Source organism: Demequina sediminis (genome assembly GCF_039545075.1).
GTDB classification, from domain to species: Bacteria; Actinomycetota; Actinomycetes; order Actinomycetales; family Demequinaceae; genus Demequina; species Demequina sediminis.
Window position 1 is genome coordinate 93,654 of sequence record NZ_BAABRR010000006.1, and the last position, 19,193, is coordinate 112,846.

Here is a 19,193-nt window from a genome sequence, read left to right on the forward strand (position 1 = left end):
TCTCTGCGAGCCGTGTTACTTGAGCTCGACGGTGGCGCCGGCAGCCTCGAGCTGAGCCTTGGCCTTCTCGGCGTCGTCCTTCTTGGCGCCCTCGAGGACCACCTTCGGGGCCTCGTCCACGAGCGCCTTGGCCTCGCCCAGGCCGAGTCCGGTCAGTGCGCGGACCTCCTTGATGACCTGGATCTTCTTGTCGCCAACGGCGGCGAGGAAGACGTCAAACGCGTCCTTCTCCTCGACCTCGGCGGCGGCCTCGGCGGCGGGGGCAGCGGCGGCAACGGCGACCGGCGCGGCGGCGGTGACCTCGAAGGTCTCCTCGAACGCCTTGACGAACTCGGACAGCTCGATGAGCGAGAGCTGCTTGAACTGCTCGATGAGCTCCTCGGTGGAGAGCTTAGCCATGATGACTTCCTTACTCTTTGACTGCGTGAAGCAGATGAATGGGGTGGGGTGCGACCGTTAGGCCGCGTCTTCCTGCTTCGCACGCAGGGCGTCGACGGCGCGCGCTGCCTGAGCAAGCGGTGCCTGGAACAGGTATGCAGCACCAAAGAGCGACGCCTTCATGGCGCCGGCAGCCTTGGCAAGCAGAACCTCGCGGGACTCGAGGTCCGCCAGCTTGTTGACATCATCCGCAGAGATGATCTTGCCCTCGAGAACGCCGCCCTTGATGACGAGCTTGTCGTTCTGCTTGGCAAAAGCCTTAAGACCCTTCGCAGCCTCCACCGGGTCACCGGTGACGAAAGCGATGGCCGTGGGGCCGACGAGAAGGTCGTCGAGACCCTCCACACCGGCGTCCTTGGCCGCGAGCGCCGTCAGAGTGTTCTTCGCGACCTTGTAGGTCGCGGCGCCACGGAGCTCACCGCGCAGCTTTGCGAGCTGCGGGACGGAGAGGCCGCGGTACTCGGTGATCAGCACCGCCGAGGAGTTGCGGAACTGGTCCGCGATCTCCGCAACAGCGTTCACCTTGTCTGGCGTCGCCATGTTTGTCCTTCCTTCGGATGACCACCGCACCCGCCCCGGACACGACAAAGGCCCCGCGCAGGCGGGGCCGGAGGCGCTGGCCACAGACCAAAGGCGGCCATCAGGCCGCCCGAGAGTCTGTGCGCACTGCGCTATCAGCTTCACCTGCGCTGGACCCCGCGTGAGCGGGACTTCGGCCGTTCCCGGGGATCCCGGGCCCGACGACCGGCGGTCTTGGGCCTGGCCATCCTACGTGACCGGGGCATCGTCCGCAAATCGGCCGATGCGGGGCGGGGCCCGCCTGCCCGGTCACCTCGGCATCGTCCCGGGAAAGAGAGAGGGCCCGGTTCCCCCGTGGGGGAACCGGGCCGGATGGGCGCGCGGGGCAGGGTGGTGGGTGACACCCGCGCGACCCGTTCTCCGTCACACCGCCCGGGATCGCCGGGCGGTGTGCGAGAGACTCGTGGAGCCGGAGACTACGCCTCGGACTTCGCGAGGGCGTCGACCGGAATGCCGGGACCCTGGGTCGCGGAGATCGAGGCCTTCACGATGTACTTGCCCTTCGAGGCCGAGGGCTTGGCGCGCAGGACCTCGTCCAGCACGGCCTGGTAGTTCTCGAGCAGCTTCTCGTCGCCGAACGACGCCTTGCCCAGCAGCGTGTGCAGGTTGGCGTGCTTGTCGACGCGGAACTCGATCTTTCCGCCCTTGATCTCGGACACGGCCTTGGCGACGTCCATCGTCACGGTGCCCGTCTTGGGGTTGGGCATGAGGCCACGGGGGCCGAGCACGCGGCCCAGGCGACCCACCTTGCCCATGAGGTCGGGGGTGGCGACCACTGCGTCAAAGTCCTGACGTCCGGCGGCCACCTCCTCGATGAGCTCGTCGCCACCGACGATGTCGGCGCCAGCCTCGCGGGCGGCCTCTGCCTTGTCACCGTTGGCGAAGACCAGGACCCGGGCGGTCTTGCCGGTGCCGTGAGGCAGGATGACGGTGGAACGGACCATCTGGTCCGCGTGACGCGGGTCGACGCCGAGCTTGAACACGACGTCGATGGTCGAGTCGGTGTTCTTCGAGGACGTCTTCTGCGCGAGGCGCACTGCCTCGAGCGGCGTGTAGAGCTGGCTACGGTCGACGAGCTGGGCTGCGTCGCGGTAAGCCTTGGAGCGCTTAGTCATCTGCGATGTTCCTTTGCAGTCGTGGTGGCGGGCCAGCGCGGCCCTCCCACTAGGTCAGGGGTCTTAGGAGACCGTGATGCCCATGGAACGGGCGGTGCCTGCGATGATCTTCGCCGCAGCGTCGATGTCGTTGGCGTTGAGGTCGGCCATCTTCTGCTCGGCGATCTCGCGCACCTGGGCCTCGGTGAGGTTGCCCACCTTGGCGGTGTGCGGGGTACCGGAGCCCTTGGCGACGCCAGCGGCCTTCTTGATGAGCTCGGCGGCCGGCGGGGTCTTGAGGACGAACGTGAACGAACGGTCCTCGTAGACGGTGATCTCCACGGGGATCACGTTGCCGCGCTGCGACTCGGTGGCCGCGTTGTAGGCCTTGCAGAACTCCATGATGTTGACGCCGTGCTGACCGAGCGCCGGACCGACCGGCGGGGCAGGGTTGGCGGCGCCGGCCTGGATCTGAAGCTTGATCAGACCGGAGACCTTCTTCTTCGGGGGTGCCATTTTCGGGTCCTTATCTTTCTTGCCTGTGCGGCTTGGCGGCCGCGAGGGTGCTGCCGAACCTAGATCTTGGTGACCTGGGAGAACGACAGCTCGACCGGGGTCTCCCGGCCGAAGATGGAGACGAGCACGTGGAGCTTCTGGCTTTCGGCAGAAATCTCCGAGATCGTGCCCGGGAGGGTCGCGAACGGGCCGTCGATGACGGTGATCGACTCGCCGACCTCGAACTCGACGGAGACGGGGGCCTGCTGCGCCGAGGGGTCCTCGGCCGCTGCTGCCGCCGTGACCTCCTTGGTCGCGAGCATCGAGTAGACCTCGTCGGCGGTCAGCGGCACCGGGTTGTGAGCGTGACCCACGAATCCGGTGACGCCGGGCGTGTTGCGCACGGCGCCCCAGGACTCGTCCGTGAGGTCCATGCGGACCAGGACGTATCCGGGCATCCGGACGCGGGTGACGAGCTTGCGCTGGCCGCCCTTGATCTCGGCGACCTCCTCCATCGGGACCTCAACCTGGAAGATGAAGTCCTCCATGTGGAGGCTCTCGGTGCGGTGCTCGATCGCCTGCTTGACGCGCTTCTCGTGGCCCGAGTAGCTGTGGACCACGTACCAGTCACCCTCGAGGGTGCGCAGGCGCGCCTTGAACTCCGCGACGGGGTCGGCGGGTGCGTCGTCGATCGAGGCGTCCTCGTCAACGGTCGTGTCCTCGTCGGCGATCGCGAGCGCGTCCACCTCGGGTGCGAGGCTCTCGAGCTCGTCGGAGGGGACGGTGTCGTCGTCCGCCTCGATCGCCGCGTCGACGGGTGCGTCGGCAAAGCCGGCCTCGTCGACCGGGACCACGGTCTCGTCAGTGTTGTCGCTCATCATTCACTCCCCTTGAGGCGGCCCTAGCCGCCGAACGTCTTCGCGGCAATCCATCCGAACGCGAGGTCGAGGACGAAGACGAGCGCCATCATGACCGCCACGAACCCGAGCACCACCCACACGTAGCGGATCAGCTCCTCGCGCGTGGGGGTGACCACGCGGCGCAGCTCGGAGATGACCTGGCGCACGAAGAGCGCGATGCGTCCGAAGATGTTCAGACCCTCGCGCGTCTCGTGCCGCGGGTCCTTCTCTCCGGAGTCGGTCACGGCAGATTCGCTCACCGAAAAGTCCTTCTCTCGTGGATTGCGTGCGTGGGGATCCCCACGTTGCGCAGGGCAGGCGGGACTCGAACCCACAACCGTCGGTTTTGGAGACCGATGCGCTACCAATTGCGCCACTGCCCTTCGGGGGGTTGTGACCCCCGTCGGCGCTTGCCACCACAGCATCGTCCGCCCTCAGGGCGCGAACCATCCTGACGTGTGTCAATCGCCGACGTGCCATGCTACGCCTTTTTGTCCCGAGAGTCGAACCGCCGCTCGCGTGTGCCGCGTGGGGACCTCGTCACGTACCGCTCTACGGGCGATCCTGGGATCGACCCGCACCCCGAGCGCTCCTCATCTGGAACGCGGGCGCATGCCTCAAGTATGAGCCGTCCGGGACGGCCTCGCCGCGCCACTATGCGCCGCCAGAATCTCGACCACCGCCCGCGCGATCTCGCCCCTGCGTGCATGCTCCACCTCCGCCGCCGAGAACCGAGCGGCAAGTACCCCTCGGGTGAGCACCACCCTGTCCCGCCTGCGATCGCGAGTGAAGGCGTCATCGCCATCGTGATAGCGCCGTCCGTCGACCTCGAGCGCGAGCCTGCCGTCCACCATGAGATCCACCCGCCCCACTCCGTCGACGTAGACCTGGGGCACCACGGGTATCCCGGCCTCGACAAGCTCAATTCGAGCAATGGTCTCCTGCGCGGACTCGGCACGGGGATCGCAATGCGCGAGGAGCCAGTCCCTGCGCGCGGCGGGCGTCGCGGTCCAGGCGCTCAGGTCCGCGCCCTTGACGAGGCCAGCGCGCAACGCGGCGTCGAGCATCACGAGGTGGGCGCGGTCCCCGACGCATCGGCCCGCGTGATCGAGCGCGGTCGGGAGGGGCATCGGCGCAAGCGAGCGGCCGCAGTCACGCGCGAAGTGCACCCGCAGGCCATCCCTCTCTCTCGGGCCGTGTCCGCCGGTCGCCGTCGCGACATGGACGTCGCAAACCCGGCCCCACAGCGGCAGGCCCTGCTCCGCGATCGCGGAGACACACGTGAGGCGCGCACGCACCGTCGCCGCGACGATGGCCCGCGGCGAGGCGGTCGCCACGGCCACCACGCCCCGGGTCGGAACCATCAGCCGGCCCTCGCGCACGGCCGAGTCGAGCGCCGTACGCGTGAGGCGTGATCGCAGCGCGTCAGCTCGCCGCATCGCGCCCCCGTTGAGTTCCACGAGCCGCACCGGATCCATGGCCCCACCGTGATCCGCGGCGTGGCGCCCCGCCTCCGCATGGCGCACGATCGTGGACGTGCACGCGTGGTGCGGAGGCCGGGGACATCGGCACAGCGCCGTGGAGGCCAACGCGAGGGCACCCCGCCTGCGCACCGTTCAGAGATCCGTACGCGTCCTGGGTCGTGGCGGCCCGAATCGCGGGCGGTCCCGAGGATCGCCCGCGCGCCGGGCGGCACGGGGCGGCGCGGGGCATGCTGAGGGGGCCGGTGGACCGCGACGGTGCACGACCCACCCGCGCCCCGGCTCGACACCCGAACCGAAGATGGAAGAATGGCCCGCATGAAGCCTGCTCGCCGCGTTTCCGCCCGTCTCGGCGCCATCGCGCCGTCCGCCACCCTCGCCGTCGACTCGAAGGCGAAGGCGCTCAAGGCCGCCGGCCGTCCCGTCATCGGGTTCGGCGCAGGTGAGCCCGACTTCCCCACGCCCGACTTCATTGTCGAGGCCGCGGTCGCCGCCGCGCAGGACCCGAAGAACCATCGCTACACCCCCGCGACGGGCCTGCCGGAGCTCAAGCAGGCGATCGCCGCCAAGACGATGCGGGACTCGGGCTACGAGATCGACCCCGCCCAGGTGATCGTCACCAACGGCGGCAAGCAGGCCGTGTTCCAGGCCTTCGCCTCGATCGTCGACCCGGGCGACGAGGTCCTGCTGCCCGCGCCGTACTGGACCACCTACCCCGAGGCGATCGCGCTCGCGGGAGGCACGCCCGTCGAGGTCTTCGCCGGCGCCGACCAGGACTACCTGGTCACGGTCGAGCAGCTCGAGGCCGCGCGCACGGACAAGACCAAGGCGCTGCTGTTCTGCTCCCCCTCGAACCCCACGGGAGCCGTCTACTCCCCCGCCCAGACCAGGGCGATCGGCGAGTGGGCCGTCGAGCACGGCATCTGGGTGATCACGGACGAGATCTACGAGCACCTGGTCTACGACGACGCGGTCTTCACGCCGATCGTCCGCGCGGTGCCCGAGCTCGCCGACCAGTGCATCGTGGTCAACGGCGTCGCGAAGACCTACGCGATGACCGGCTGGCGCGTGGGATGGATGATCGCCCCCGCGGACGTCACCAAGGCCGCCGCCAACTTCCAGAGCCACCTCACGAGCAACGTCGCGAACGTGTCGCAGCGCGCCGCGATCGCCGCGCTCGAGGGCGGCCTCGAGGCCGTTCACGAGATGAGAGAGGCCTTCGACCGCCGCCGCCGCACCATGGTCGACATGCTGCGCGAGATCGACGGCATCGTGTGCCCCACCCCCACGGGGGCGTTCTACGCGTACCCGAGCGTCGAGGGCCTGCTGGGTCGCACCATCCGGGGTCGCGAGATCGCCACGAGTGCCGACCTCGCGACCGTCATCCTCGAGGAGGCCGAGGTCGCGGTGGTGCCCGGTGAGGCGTTCGGCCCATCCGGCTTCATGCGCCTCAGCTACGCGCTGGGCGACGACGACCTCGCCGAGGGTGTGGGTCGCATCCAGCGCCTGCTCTCCGAGTAGCGCCTCGTACGCCGAGGGTGGGGCATCGTCCGCTGGGACGATGCCCCACTTTCGTCCGCGCGACGGAGGCACCCGCGCGGGCGGCTGGCCTAGGCTCCAAGCCATGACCGCATCCGCCATCTCCCTCAGGGGACTGCGCAAGCACTACGGAGACCTGCACGCCGTCGACGGCGTCGACCTCGACATCGCGGCGGGCGAGGTCTTCGCCCTGCTGGGCCCCAACGGGGCAGGCAAGTCCACGACCGTCGAGATCCTCGAGGGCTTCCGCAAGCGCACCGCCGGCGAGGTGAGCGTGCTGGGTGAGGACCCGCAGCACGCGGACAAGCACTGGCGCGCCCGCGTGGGCATCATGCTGCAGACCACCTCGGACAACTCGGCCCTCACGGCCCGCGAGGCGCTCGTTCACGCCTCCCGCTACTACCCTCACCCGCGGGACGTCGACGAGACCCTCGACGCCGTGGGGCTGACCGAGAAGGCGAGCGCCAAGCCGCAGACCCTCTCGGGCGGCCAGCGCCGCCGGCTCGACGTCGCGCTCGCCGTGATCGGCCGCCCCGAGCTGGTCTTCCTCGACGAGCCCACCACGGGCTTCGATCCCGAGGCCCGTAGGTCCTTCTGGCGACTCATCGAGGCGCTGCGAGGTGACGGCACCACGGTGGTCCTCACCACGCACTACCTCGACGAGGCCGACTACCTCGCGGACCGGATCGGCATCATCGCCGCGGGGCGCCTCGTGGCCCTCGACACCCCGTCCGGGCTGCGGGCGCGCGCGAACGATGCCAGGGTGAGCTGGGTCGAGAACGGCGAGTCGCGCGCGGTCGAGACCGCGACGCCGACCGCGCTGCTGCGCGAGCTGCTCGCGCGCACCGAGGGCGAGGTGGACGGCCTCCAGGTGGTGCACCCCTCGCTCGAGGACGTCTACCTCACGCTGATCGGCGAGGCCGCGAGCGCGGCCGAGGACGCCGCGGCGGCAGCCGCCCAGCCCGCCACCACCGAAGGAGGCCGGTCATGACCGCGACCACGGCATCGTCCCCCCGCACCCCCGACACCCGGCCTACACCCACGTGGATGTCGATGACCCACAATCGCTTCGTGGTCGAGGTCAAGGAGTTCGTGCGCAGCCGCGAACAGATGATCTTCATCTTCGCGTTCCCGATGCTCTTCCTGCTTCTGTTCGGGTCCGTGTTCGGCGGCCAGGTGCTCGAGCCCACCGACGTCACGTTCGCGCAGTACTTCCTGCCGGGCATGATCGCGACTGGAATCGCCAACACGGGCTTCCAGTCGCTCGCGATGTCGATCGCGATCGACCGCGACGAGGACGTGCTCAAGCGCATCTACGCCTCGCCGCTGCCGACGACGTCGTTCTTCGCCGCGCGCATCGCGCAGGTGCTGGTGGTGTCGATCATCCAGATCGCGGTCTTGATCGCTCTGGGAGTCGCGATCTACGACGTCGCGCTACCCACGGATGCGGGCCGCTGGTGGACGTTCACGTGGGTGTTCCTGCTGGGTACGGCGGCGTCGACCACCCTGGGCTTCGCGATGTCCTCGCTGCTGCGCAACGCGAAGGCCGGCTCCGCGATCGTCACGCCGATCGTGCTCGTGCTCCAGTTCACGTCCGGAGTGTTCCTGGTCTACACGCAGCTACCGGTCTTCCTCCAGCGCTTTGCGGAGATCTTCCCGCTCAAGTGGCTCGCGCAGGGGATGCGCTCGGTGTTCCTGCCCGAGGACTTCGCGATGGCAGAGGCACGCGGCTCGTGGGAGCACCCCGCGACGGCAATCGTGCTGACGCTGTGGGTGATCGTCGGACTGTTCCTCGCGATCCGCACGTTCCGCTGGATGCGGCACGACGACCACTAGCGGGGCATCGTCCCTGCGGCCGATGCCGCGGACGGGCCGACCGCCCTACCCTGGGCGGATGGACGTCAAGGCACCCCGCTGGTGGGACATCGCGATCGCGGCGGCGCTGCTGGTCCTCGCGCTGATCGGGGTCGATCAGTCGGCGGAGTTCATCCTCGACCGCACGCGGCCCTACGACGCATTCGGCGTGGTGCTCCTGGTCGCGCAGGTCACTCCCCTCGCGTGGCGACAGGTGTACCCGCGGATCGTCGTGTGGGCCGTGCTGGTGCCGTGGATCATCGCGGTCGGGATGGGCTACCCCGACACCTCCGCGATGTTCGCGATCTACGTCGCGCTGTACGGACTGGCGGCCTACACGCCGCGCCGCGCGGCGCTCACGCACGGCCTCGCGGTCGGGCTCGTGATGCTGCTGTGGACCACGGCGGGGCTGTTCCTCACCGACTTCGTGCAGTGGACGTCGCTCATCGCGGTGACGCTCGCCGTGGTGGTGCCGCTCATGATCGGATTCGTCGACTTCCGCAGGCGACAGCGGCTCACCGAGCTCGAGCTCGAGCACGCGCGGCGCGAGCAGGCGCAGCAGGTCGTCGCGGCCGATGCCGTGCGGGCCGAGCGCGCGAGAATCGCGCGTGAGCTCCACGACGTCGTGGCGCACGAGATCACGGTGATGACGCTGCAGGCGGAGGGCGCGCGTCGCCTGGCCAAGCAGTCCGACGAGCGTGTGCTCGACGCGCTCGGCACCATCAGTGCTTCGGGCCGCAAGGGTCTGGTCGAGATGCAGCGCATGATCGGCGTGCTCCGCGCCACCGAGCAGGACGCCGTCGACACCGCGGAGCGTGACCGCGCCGTGATCGACCTCGAGCCGATGCCCGCACTCGCCGCGATTCCCGCGCTCGCCCAGCAGGTCGAGGACGCCGGCCTGCCCGTCGACCTCAGCATCTCGGGTACGTCACACGTGCCCGCCGGGGTCGAACTCAGCGCGTATCGCGTGGTGCAGGAGGCGCTCACCAATGCGATGAAGCACGCGGGCCCCGGCGCGCGCGCCATGGTGCGCGTCGAGCGTCAGCCGCACCGCGTGACGGTCGTCGTCGAGGACGACGGCCGCGGCGTGATCTCCGACGCGGCGCGCACGAGTGGGGGCCACGGCCTGCGCGGCATGGCGGAGCGGGTGCACGCGCTCGGCGGGATCCTCGAGTACGGTCCCCGCAAGGGCGGCGGCTTCCGCGTGCGCGCGGTGCTGCCCTCGGGTGACGACCAGGTGGTGGCGCGCCGCGCGCGCACGGCGGAGGGTGGACGATGATTCGGGTCGCGTTGGTCGACGATCAGGCGATGGTGCGGGTGGGCCTGCGCATGATCCTCGAGTCCGAGGGGGACATCTCCGTGGTCGCGGAGGCGACGTCGGGGACCGAGGCGGCGCGCATCGTCGCGGCCCACTCCCCCGACGTGGTCCTCATGGACGTGCGCATGCCGGGCATGGACGGCCTCACCGCGACCCGCGAGGTGCTGGCTGCTCACCCCGATTCGCGCATCGTCATCCTCACGACGTTCGACGACGACGAGTACGTGTACGAGGCGCTGCGCGCGGGGGCGTCGGGATTCCTGCTCAAGAGCGTCGAGGGCGACGCGCTGGTCGCCGCGGTGCGCGTCGTCGCGGCGGGCGAGGCGCTGCTCGCGCCCGAGGTGACGCGACGCGTGATCGAGCAGTTCGCGCGCACCGCGCCGCTGAGGGACGAGGACCACGTGCCGAGCGCCGAGGCGATCGGCGACCTGTCCGACCGCGAGGTCGAGGTGCTGCGGCTCATGGCCCGCGGCCTGTCGAACCAGGAGATCGCGTCGCAGCTCTACGTCTCGAGCACGACGGTGAAGACTCACGTGAGCCACATCCTCACCAAGCTGGGCGTGCGCGACCGCGTGCAGGCCGTTGTCGAGGCGTACGACTCGGGGATCGTGGTGCCGCGCGCCTGACGGGGTCATCCCTGAGGCGGACGCGCGAGAACCGTCCGTGCGGCCGATGCCGGGGCCGCGGGCCCGCCGCCAGACTGGGGCGGTCATCGGTTCACGGCGCCGGCAAGCGAAGGCGCCATCTCACTACGAAGAAGGGCCTTCCCATGACCTCAACTGTCACGCTGGCCGCGTCGATGCGCGGCGGCACCAAGGACTACGGCACCGGCGACATGGCCGTGCGGGCGCTCGACGGGATTGACGTCGACATCGCCGCCGCCGAGTTCACCGCGATCATGGGACCGTCCGGCTCCGGCAAGTCGACGCTGTTGCACACGCTCGCGGGCCTCGACCGCCTCACCGCGGGCGTGTCGTCGATCGGCGAGACCGTCATCACCGGCCTGTCCGAGGACAAGATCACCCAGGTGCGCCGCGAGAAGATCGGCTTCGTCTTCCAGTCCTTCAACCTCATCCCCTCGCTCACCGCGAAGGAAAACATCACGCTGCCGCTCGACATCGCGGGACGCGACCTGGATGCCGACTGGTTCGGCCAGATCATCGCCGTGCTGGGCCTGGGCGACCGTCTCACTCACCTGCCCGCCGAGCTCTCGGGCGGACAGCAGCAGCGCGTCGCGGTCGCGCGCGCGCTCGTGTCCCGCCCCGAGCTGATCTTCGCGGACGAGCCGTCGGGCAACCTCGACTCGCGCTCGGGAGCCGAGCTGCTGGGCTTCATGCGCCGCGCGGTCAAGGAGTTCCACCAGACCATCGTCATGGTGACGCACGACCCGACCGCGGCCTCGTACGCGGACCGCATCCTCTTCCTCGAGGACGGTCACATCGTCGACGAGATGCGCGAGCCCACCGCGGAGCGCGTGCTCGACCGCATGAAGCAGATGGGGCACTGATGTTCCGCCTCGCAGTCAAGTCCGTCAAGCACAACCCCAAGAGGTTGGTGCTCACCGCGATCGCGGTGGCGCTCGGAGTCGCGCTCGCCGCGACCACGTTTACCCTCACCAACGCGCTGTCGAGCGGCTTCACCAAGCTGTTCGAGGAGATCTACGCGTCGACCGACGTGATCGTCGAGCCCGCGCCCGACGCCTCTTCCGAGGGTGAAGACCCCTTCGCGGCCGGCGAGGCCGTGTTCTCGTTCGACGACCTTGACTCCGTGCGCGGCGTCGACGGCGTCGAGCGCGCCGAGGGCGGCATCCAGGTCATGGGGTCCGTCCTCCCCGCCGACTTCGAGCCGACCGGCGACCTGACCGGCGGCGGCGGCGCCCCCAGCCAGCTCTTCAACTGGGTGGGAGAGCCGCGCATTGACCTGTCCGAGCTCGTCGAGGGCGAGGGCCCCGCGGCCGACGACGAGATCGTGCTCGACCTCGACGCTGCTCCCCGGCTGGGTTACGAGATCGGCGACGACGTCATGGTCGCGACCGAGTCGGGCGTCACGGAGTTCGAGCTCGTTGGCCTCGTGCGCTTCGGCGAGTCCAACTCGCTGCAGGGCGCGACGCTCGGCTACATGACCGAGGCCGCCGCGATCGAGCTGTCCGGCATGGATGGCTTCCAGCAGATCGCCGTCATCACCGCGGAGGGGGCCGACAAGGAGGCCGTCGCGAGCGCGATCAGCGAGGTCATCCCCGACGGCACGCGCGCGATCACCGGCGAAGCCAAGGCGGCCGAGCAGGCCGAGCAGCTCGACGAGCTCCTCCAGTACATCGACATCTTCGCGATCGCGTTCGCGCTCATCGCGCTGTTCGTCGGCTCGTACATCATCGTCAACACGTTCCGCATCATCGTGACGCAGCGCACGAGGGAGTTCGGGCTGCTGCGCGCGATCGGCGTCACGGGTCGCCAACTGCGCACCATGATCCTGCTCGAGGCGCTCGTGGTGGCCGCGGTCGCCTCGACAATCGGATTGGTGTTGGGCTACCTGGGCGCGCTCGGCCTTTCCGCGTTGGTCGAGACGTTCTCGGGCGATCTCTTCGGCACGGTCACTCTGCCGCTCGACGCCGTCGTATGGAGCTACGTCCTCGGTTCGCTCGTGACGGTCGTCTCGGCGCTCGTGCCAGCGATCCATGCGTCGACCATCTCCCCGATGGAGGCGCTGCGCGAGTCCGCGACCGAGTCGAAGAAGCCGCTGCGGCTGCGCAACATCGTGGGCGGCGCAATCGCGCTGCTGGGTGTGCTGTCGATCGTCGTGGGCCTGTACATGGGCCTCGAGCGTCCCTACATCTACGTGGGTGCGGGCGCGATGCTCCTCGTGATCGGCGTCACGCTGCTCGCGGCTCAGGTGCTCGTGCCGCTCGCGTTCGGGCTCAAGTCCATGCTGACCAGGCTCTTCCGCGTCGACGGCAAGCTCGCGGCCAACAACATCCGCCGTGAGCCACGGCGCAGCGCCAACACGGCGGCCGCGCTGATGATCGGCGTGATGTTGCTCGCGCTCGTCGCGACGTTCACCGAGTCACTCAAAGCGGTGGTGACCGAGCAGTTCCAGGGCACCAGCGCCGACTTCTTCGTCCTCGACTCGCAGGGCGGAGCGCTCCCGCAGGGCGCGATCGAGCTCCTCGACGCGGAGACCGGCGTGGACTTCGTCAGCACTCTCGGCGTGGGCGAGGCGGACGTCGACGGGGTGTCGAGGTCGGTGGCCGTCATCCAGCCCGAGACCGCCGATCTCGCGTTCGACTACAACAACGACCCCGCCTTCGACGCGATGGACGGCGGCGTCTTCATCGACCCCGTGATCCAGGAGCTGGGTGTCGACGTGGGCGACCAGATCACTCTCGAGGGCGCGGAGGGCAGCGTGACCCTCACGGTCACGGGGCTGTACCTTAACGAGGGCGACGCCAACCTCTGGGTCGACCAGGAGACCGGAGCCGAGCTGCTCGGCGATACCGAGGTCTTCCAGGCCTGGGTCGTGCTCGAGGACGGCGTCGACGCTGCGGAGGCTCAAGAGCAGCTGATCGCCGCCCTTGGCGAGGAGTACCCGCTCCTGGCTCTCCAGTCACCGAGCGAGCTCGAGCAGTTCGCGAACCAGTTCATCGACCTGCTGCTGGGCGTGATCTCGGCCATGCTGGGCGCGGCGCTCATCATCGCGATCCTGGGTGTCGCCAACACCCTGCTGCTCTCGGTGACCGAGCGCACCAGGGAGATCGGGCTCCTGCGCGCCGTGGGTGTGCGGCGCACGTCGATTCGCCGCATGATCACGATCGAGTCGATGGTGATGGCGATCTTCGGCACCATCCTCGGCATGATCCTTGGCGTGGGACTCGGCGCGGCCCTGGTGCTTGCGCTTGAGGACTTCGGGTTCTCGACGGTCGCCGTGCCGTGGGGCTGGCTCGCGGTCTACACCGTGGGGGCCGCGCTCGCGGGCGTGCTCGCCGCGCTGTGGCCTGCGCGCCGGGCGTCCAAGATGGACATCCTGCAGGCGATCGCCGCCGACGGGTAGCGGCCGCCGCGGGGTAGCCACGGCCCGCGTGCCGGATCGATCATGGATCGGTCCGGCACGCGGGCTGGCTAGACGGTGATGCCCACGCCCACGGGCTCGGGCACGAGCGTGATGCCGAATCGCTCGCGCACCCCGTCCCGCACCGCGCGCGCGAGAGCGACCAGGTCGGCAGCGGTCGCTCCGCCTCTGTTGGTGAGCGCGAGCGTGTGCTTGGTCGACAGCGACGCGGGTGCACCCGGCGCGATCGCAAAGCCGCGCGTGAATCCCGCCTGCTCGATGAGCCACGCGGCGGAGGTCTTCACAAGGCCCTCCCGTCCCGACGGATACCGGGGCGCATCCTCAGGCAGGGCATCGTCCGCCACCACCGGGTTGGTGAAGAAGGACCCCGCGCTCCACGTGTCGTGATCCGCGGCATCGAGCACCATCCCCTTGGACGCGCGCAGCGCGAGCACGGCCTCGCGCACGTCGATGATGGGCACGCGCGTGCCCAGTTCGACCCCGAGGGCCGTCGCGAGCTGCTGATACCGGACGGGCGCCCCCAGGCTTGCCATGCGCGTGTGGAAGGTGACGTCGAGCACCACGTAGCGCGGGGTGGGGCCCCACGGGCCGTCGGTCATGGTGCGCTTGAGCATCGAGTCGCGGTATCCGAACTGCGCCTTGATGAGCGGCAGCGAGCGCACCTGCCGGTCCTCGCGGTCCCACGTGCGGATGATCGACACGATGTCGGACACCTCGGCTCCGTAGGCGCCCACGTTCTGAATGGGGGTCGCGCCCGTCGAGCCGGGGATGCCCGCGAGCGCCTCGAAGCCGCTCCACTTCGACGCGACCGCCTGCGCGACCAGTCCGTCCCACGGGGTGCCCGCCGTCGCGGTGATGGACAGGCCGCCGCACGCGCCGTCGTTGACGAGCGAGACGTCCGCGCGCGCGTCGCGCACGACCACGCCGTCGAAGCCGTCGTCGGAGACCAACACGTTGGACCCCCCGCCCAACACCAGCAGCGGCGTGCCGTCCGCGTCAGCCGACCGGACCGCGTCGATGAGCTCCGCCTCCGTCGCCGCCTCGCGGAACTCGCGCGCCGGACCACCCACGCGCAGCGTGGTGAGCGAGGCGAGGTTCATGCCCTCAGGGTATCGGGGCGATCGCCGCCCGCCGTCGGGGCATCGGCAGGCTCGGGCAGCGCCTGGGTCGGCTCGACTCCTTCCGCGAGGATTGCCGCGGCGGCGTCCCGCTCGGCGGTCGACACGTGTCCCGCCGCGCGACCTGTCGCCCGTGCCTCCTCCTCGGCCTCGCGGCGCGCGAGCACCCGGTGGGACCTGAACAGCGGACCCTCGCGCCGCACCGCGCGCGCGAGCACAAACGACATCACGGCCCCCGCGACCACCACGAGGAGCGCCTTGCGCAGCTCGATCACGTCTCCCAGGTGGCCGATCACCTGAGGCATCACGAGTCCCGCGATGGTCGAGAACGAGGACACCGCGGCGACGCGGGCCGCGGCACGGGAGGGCTCGTCGGACGCCGCCGAGAAGCCGATCGGCACGCCGAGCGCGGCGCCGAGTCCCCACAGGATCATGCCGACCGGCACGAGCCACAGCGCCGGCGCGAACGCGAAGATCGTGACGCCCGCCGTGACAAGTACCGCCGACACGCGCAGCGACACCACGCGCCCGAGGCGGCCGATGACGAGCGCACCCGCCCACCGCACCGACACCATGGCCACCACGAACACCCAGTAGAGGAGGTCTCCGACCGCCTCGGGCTGGTCGAAGGCCTCGACCACCGCGAGCGCGGCCCACTGGGCCGCCGCTCCCTCGATCGTGGACGCCGAGAACACGATGAGGCCGAGCAGGATCACGCGCCGCTCGCGATACTCGTCGCGCGCGGCGGCGAACGGACCGCCGAACCCGGGCCGGGCATCGTCCGGACGGGCGGCGCCATCCAGCACCGCGGCGGGCAGCACCGCGAGCCGCACCGCGGTGAGCACCACGGCGACCGCCGCGAAGTGCCACACCGGGGCCACGCCGGCGTGCGACGCGCCCGCTCCGAGCGCGAGGCCCATCGCCATGCCCACCGAGAACGCGGCGTGGAACTGCGGCAGCACCGCGCGATCCATGGCCCTCTCGACCTCGGCCGCCTCGGCATTCATACACACGTTCGTGAACGCGAACGCGACGGACACGAGGAACGATGCCGCGGCGAACAGCACCTGCGAGCCGAGCGCGGTGGACGCCCCCAGCAGCACGAACGCCCCGAGGTGCGCGAACGACGACCACCACAGCAGCGCGCGCGTGCCGAACCTGGCCACCGACCATCCGGTGACGAGCAGCGCGCACAGCGCGCCGAGCGCACCGAACAGGAGCAGCCGCGCGAGTTCGCCGGAGGTCACATCGAGCAGCTCGGTGATCGACGGGTAACGGGCCACCATCGTCGCCATGAACACGCCCATGAGCCAGAAGAGGGCGAGCACGCCGCGACGTGCGGCGGCGATGCGGGGGGCGGAGTACGGGGGCTCTATGACGTGGGTCACGATCACCTTTGCGGGAGAGAACGGTCGAGGTCGGGCGGGCGGTGCGAGACGGACGGGCAATGGCCGAGGTACGCGGCGCTACGCTGGGCACCACACCACACCGCATCACCGCCGCCGGGCATCGCCTTCGCTTCGCCGAGCGCGGTGACGACGAGCCGAGGGAGACCCACGTGGCACGCACACGTCGACCAACGATGGCCGATGTCGCCGCACTCGCAGGAGTGTCGCTCTCCACTGTATCCCTCACGTACTCGGGCGCCGGACCGCTGTCAGCCGAGACGCGCGCCAAGGTCGAACGCGCGGCCGCGGAGTTGGGTTACGGCGGTCCCGCGCCCCACGCGCAGGCGCTGCGCTCGGGTCGCACCGGAGTGGTGGGGGTGGTGATTCACGAGCGCCTCCAGCTGTCCCTCCGCGATCCCCTCATGCTGCGCATCATGGACGCGCTGGTGGGCGACCTCGGTCAGATGGGGCTCGGCGTGCTGCTGATCCCCACGCCGACGGGCGAGCCGGGAGAACGCAGCCTGCTCGAGACCGCGTCGATGGACGCCGCGGTGCTGCTGCGCGTGCGCGATCACGACGGCGAGCCCGCGATCGACATCCTGCGCCGCCGCGGGCTTCCGATGGTGGTGATGGAGGGCGAGGCCCCGCAGGGGGCCGGCATCCTCGAGATCGACGACCGCGCGGCGACGGCGGCGCTCATCCGCCACCTCGTCGACCTGGGTCACGAGCGGATCGGCACCATCACTCTCCCCGCGGGACTCGACGGGGAGACGCGCGTGCGCACGCTCGAGGACGCGCTCGCCGAGACCGCATGGACGCCGGTGCACCGCAGGCTCGAGGCCTTCGCCGATGCCGGGGTCGAGCCGTGCGTGGTGGTCGAGGCGCGCGCGTCGATCGCGGCCGAGGGCCTCGCCGCCGCCCACCTCGCCCTTGCCCAGGAGCCGCGACCCACCGCGCTCGTGTGCCAGTCGGATCTCCTGGCGGGGGGAGCGATCCTTGCCGCGCGCGAGCTGGGCATCCCGGTGCCTCAGCACCTGTCGATCACCGGCTTCGACGGAATCGACCTGCCCTGGATCGCGCCGCTCGAGCTCACGACTCAGGTGCAGGACGCGGAGGCCAAGGGCCACGCGATGGCGGCCGAGGTCAAGGCGCTGCTCGCCGGCGACAGCCCCGAGCCGGTGGTGATGGAGCTCGAGCTGCGCCTGGGCAACACCACGGCGCGCCCGCCCCACGCCTCGGCGACCTGAATCGCGGGCCGTTCCCGGCATCGTCCGCCATTCGGGCTCGCGGAGCCTGTGGGGCGGGTCGATCCGTGATCGACCCGCCCCACGGGCACGCACACCTGCTTGGGTCAGCCCACCAGCGAGGTGATGGGACCCAGCGCGAAGTAGACCACGAACGCTCCCGAGGCCGCCCACATGAGCGGGTGGACCTTGCGCGCGGCGCCGGTCGCCACCTGGAGCAGCACGTACGAGATGAAGCCCGCGCCGATTCCGACGGAGATCGAGTAGCCGAACGGCATGAGGATGAACGTGAGGAACGCGGGGATCGCGATCCGGTAGTCCTTCCAGTCGATCCCAGCGACCTGCGAGACCATGAGGAAGCCGACGACCACGAGCACGGGCGTGGCGGCCTCGAACGGCACCAGCTCGTACAGCGGAGTGAGGAACGTCGACAGCAGGAACGCGATGCCGGTCACCACGGAGGCGAGGCCGGTGCGCGCGCCGTCACCCACGCCGGCCGCGGACTCGATGTACGTGGTGTTCGAGGACACCGATCCCAGTCCACCCGCGGCGGCACCGATCGAGTCCACCAGCAGGATCTGCTGCGAGCGCGGCGGGTTGCCGTCCTTGTCGTTGAGCCCGGCCTCGGCGCCCACGGCGGTCATGGTGCCCATGGTGTCGAAGAAGTCGGCGATGAGCAGCGAAAAGACCAGCAGGAGCGCGGTGAGCACGGGCAGCGACGTGAAGCCGCCGAAGAGGTCCACCTGACCCACGAGCGAGAAGTCGGGCACGGACGCGACCGAGTCGGGCACCGCGGGCACCACGAGCGCCCAGCCCGACGGGTTCTCGACCGCGGATCCGAGCGACAGCGCGGCCTCGATGAGCACCGCGAGCACGGTGGCGACCACGATCGAGATGAGTAGCGCGCCGCGCACCTTGCGGACCATGAGGATGATCGCCGTGAACAGGCCCACGATGAATACGACCATGGGCCACGTCGAGATGTAGCCGCCCAACCCGAACTGGGTCGGGGTGCCGGCGCCCGCGCGCACGATGCCAGCGTCGTACAGTCCAATGAACGCGAGGAACAGGCCGATTCCGACCGCGATGGCCTGCTTGAGGAACGTGGGCACCGCGGCAAACACGGCCTTGCGGAAGTTGGTGAGCACCAGCACGAGGATGATGACGCCCTCGATGACCACGAAGCCCATGGCCTGCGGCCAGGTCATGCCCTCGCGCGCGGCGATGCCGTATGCGACGAACGCGTTGAGGCCGAGCCCGGCCGCGAGGGCGAGCGGGAAGCGTGCCCACACCCCCATCGCGATCGACAGCAGGCCCGCGACGAGCGCGGTCGCGGCGGCGATCATCGCGAGGTTGGGGGCGTCGCCGCCTCCCAGGTACTCGCCCGTGCCATCGGCGACGGTGCCGATGATCAGCGGGTTCAGCACCACGATGTACGCCATGGTGAAGAAGGTGGTGAGACCGCCGCGGATCTCCTGGCCGAAGGTCGAGCCACGCTGGGTGATCTCGAAATAGGTGTCGAGCTTGGCGACGATGCCGGGGCGCGCAGGCGCGGACATGTGTGTCTCCTCAGTAGTTCGTGGGCGCTGAGTTCCCAATGGTGATGCCCACCAGCCGGTCGGGGCTCACGGCGAGGGGGCGGATGCGGCGCCAGCGTATCGCGTCGCGACCGGGACCCCGGACA

18 protein-coding genes and 1 tRNA gene are annotated in these 19,193 nt (G+C 70.0%); 8 read left to right on the forward strand and 11 right to left on the reverse strand.

The genetic code is table 11. The annotated features are described in order from the left end of the window. Positions 1-15: 15 nt before the first annotated feature. From rplL to ABEA62_RS07080, 8 genes are all read right to left on the reverse strand, one after another. Positions 16-399, reverse strand: coding sequence for a 50S ribosomal protein L7/L12 (gene rplL / locus ABEA62_RS07045; RefSeq protein WP_286214955.1), 384 nt, complete (start codon positions 397-399; stop codon positions 16-18). A 57-nt stretch (positions 400-456) separates the two neighbouring features. Continuing rightward, the gene (gene rplJ, locus ABEA62_RS07050) at positions 457-978 is read right to left on the reverse strand and encodes a 50S ribosomal protein L10 (RefSeq protein WP_286214954.1); all 522 of its coding nucleotides are present in this window, start codon (positions 976-978) and stop codon (positions 457-459) included. 455 nt (positions 979-1,433) lie between these two features. Beyond that, positions 1,434-2,132 (reverse strand): 50S ribosomal protein L1, encoded by a 699-nt coding sequence (gene rplA, locus ABEA62_RS07055; protein WP_286214953.1) that lies wholly within the window; start codon positions 2,130-2,132, stop codon positions 1,434-1,436. 63 nt (positions 2,133-2,195) lie between these two features. After that, the gene (gene rplK / locus ABEA62_RS07060; protein WP_286214952.1) at positions 2,196-2,627 is read right to left on the reverse strand and encodes a 50S ribosomal protein L11; all 432 of its coding nucleotides are present in this window, start codon (positions 2,625-2,627) and stop codon (positions 2,196-2,198) included. A 59-nt stretch (positions 2,628-2,686) separates the two neighbouring features. Then, entirely contained in the window at positions 2,687-3,484 is a 798-nt protein-coding gene (nusG, locus tag ABEA62_RS07065; protein ID WP_286214951.1) for a transcription termination/antitermination protein NusG, read from the reverse strand. Positions 3,485-3,507: 23 nt separating this feature from the next. Then, positions 3,508-3,765: a preprotein translocase subunit SecE gene (gene secE / locus ABEA62_RS07070; protein ID WP_286214950.1), complete on the reverse strand. Its 258-nt coding sequence runs from the start codon at positions 3,763-3,765 to the stop codon at positions 3,508-3,510. 50 nt (positions 3,766-3,815) lie between these two features. Continuing rightward, positions 3,816-3,888: transfer RNA gene (locus ABEA62_RS07075), tRNA-Trp, on the reverse strand. A gap of 234 nt (positions 3,889-4,122) precedes the next feature. Continuing rightward, complete coding sequence (locus tag ABEA62_RS07080; protein ID WP_286214949.1) at positions 4,123-4,983, reverse strand: hypothetical protein; 861 nt, start codon at positions 4,981-4,983, stop codon at positions 4,123-4,125. A gap of 321 nt (positions 4,984-5,304) precedes the next feature. Between ABEA62_RS07080 and ABEA62_RS07085 the strand changes: the two genes are divergently transcribed. From ABEA62_RS07085 to ABEA62_RS07115, 7 genes are all read left to right on the forward strand, one after another. After that, on the forward strand, positions 5,305-6,507 hold the full coding sequence (locus tag ABEA62_RS07085) for a pyridoxal phosphate-dependent aminotransferase (RefSeq protein WP_345379327.1): 1,203 nt from the start codon (positions 5,305-5,307) through the stop codon (positions 6,505-6,507). Positions 6,508-6,610: 103 nt separating this feature from the next. Then, complete coding sequence (locus tag ABEA62_RS07090) at positions 6,611-7,516, forward strand: ABC transporter ATP-binding protein (protein ID WP_286214947.1); 906 nt, start codon at positions 6,611-6,613, stop codon at positions 7,514-7,516. Beyond that, positions 7,513-8,361 carry an ABC transporter permease gene (locus ABEA62_RS07095; protein ID WP_286214946.1) on the forward strand — a complete coding sequence of 283 codons (849 nt, stop codon included), beginning with the start codon at positions 7,513-7,515 and terminating at the stop codon, positions 8,359-8,361. Before ABEA62_RS07090 ends, ABEA62_RS07095 begins: the two co-directional genes overlap by 4 nt. A gap of 58 nt (positions 8,362-8,419) precedes the next feature. Further along, positions 8,420-9,658, forward strand: a complete 1,239-nt coding sequence (locus tag ABEA62_RS07100) for a sensor histidine kinase (RefSeq protein ID WP_345379330.1) — start codon at positions 8,420-8,422, stop codon at positions 9,656-9,658. Then, positions 9,655-10,323, forward strand: a complete 669-nt coding sequence (locus ABEA62_RS07105; protein WP_286214942.1) for a response regulator — start codon at positions 9,655-9,657, stop codon at positions 10,321-10,323. The genes ABEA62_RS07100 and ABEA62_RS07105 overlap by 4 nt, the downstream gene beginning before the upstream one ends. A gap of 143 nt (positions 10,324-10,466) precedes the next feature. Next, positions 10,467-11,204, forward strand: a complete 738-nt coding sequence (locus ABEA62_RS07110) for an ABC transporter ATP-binding protein (protein ID WP_286214940.1) — start codon at positions 10,467-10,469, stop codon at positions 11,202-11,204. After that, on the forward strand, positions 11,204-13,741 hold the full coding sequence (locus tag ABEA62_RS07115) for an ABC transporter permease (protein WP_286214939.1): 2,538 nt from the start codon (positions 11,204-11,206) through the stop codon (positions 13,739-13,741). The genes ABEA62_RS07110 and ABEA62_RS07115 overlap by 1 nt, the downstream gene beginning before the upstream one ends. 68 nt (positions 13,742-13,809) lie before the next feature. Here ABEA62_RS07115 and ABEA62_RS07120 read toward each other — a convergent pair whose 3' ends face one another. Together ABEA62_RS07120 and ABEA62_RS07125 are read right to left on the reverse strand one after the other, a co-directional pair. Continuing rightward, positions 13,810-14,859, reverse strand: a complete 1,050-nt coding sequence (locus tag ABEA62_RS07120) for a UDP-N-acetylmuramate dehydrogenase (protein WP_286214938.1) — start codon at positions 14,857-14,859, stop codon at positions 13,810-13,812. Then, positions 14,856-16,265 carry an MFS transporter gene (locus ABEA62_RS07125; protein WP_345379334.1) on the reverse strand — a complete coding sequence of 470 codons (1,410 nt, stop codon included), beginning with the start codon at positions 16,263-16,265 and terminating at the stop codon, positions 14,856-14,858. Before ABEA62_RS07125 ends, ABEA62_RS07120 begins: the two co-directional genes overlap by 4 nt. Before the next feature lie 170 nt (positions 16,266-16,435). Between ABEA62_RS07125 and ABEA62_RS07130 the strand changes: the two genes are divergently transcribed. Further along, a complete protein-coding gene (locus tag ABEA62_RS07130) occupies positions 16,436-17,512 on the forward strand; it encodes a LacI family DNA-binding transcriptional regulator (protein ID WP_345379336.1) in 1,077 nt (358 codons plus the stop codon). A 104-nt stretch (positions 17,513-17,616) separates the two neighbouring features. Here ABEA62_RS07130 and ABEA62_RS07135 read toward each other — a convergent pair whose 3' ends face one another. Continuing rightward, on the reverse strand, positions 17,617-19,068 hold the full coding sequence (locus ABEA62_RS07135; protein WP_286214936.1) for an NCS2 family permease: 1,452 nt from the start codon (positions 19,066-19,068) through the stop codon (positions 17,617-17,619). Between the last annotated feature and the right edge of the window lie 125 nt (positions 19,069-19,193).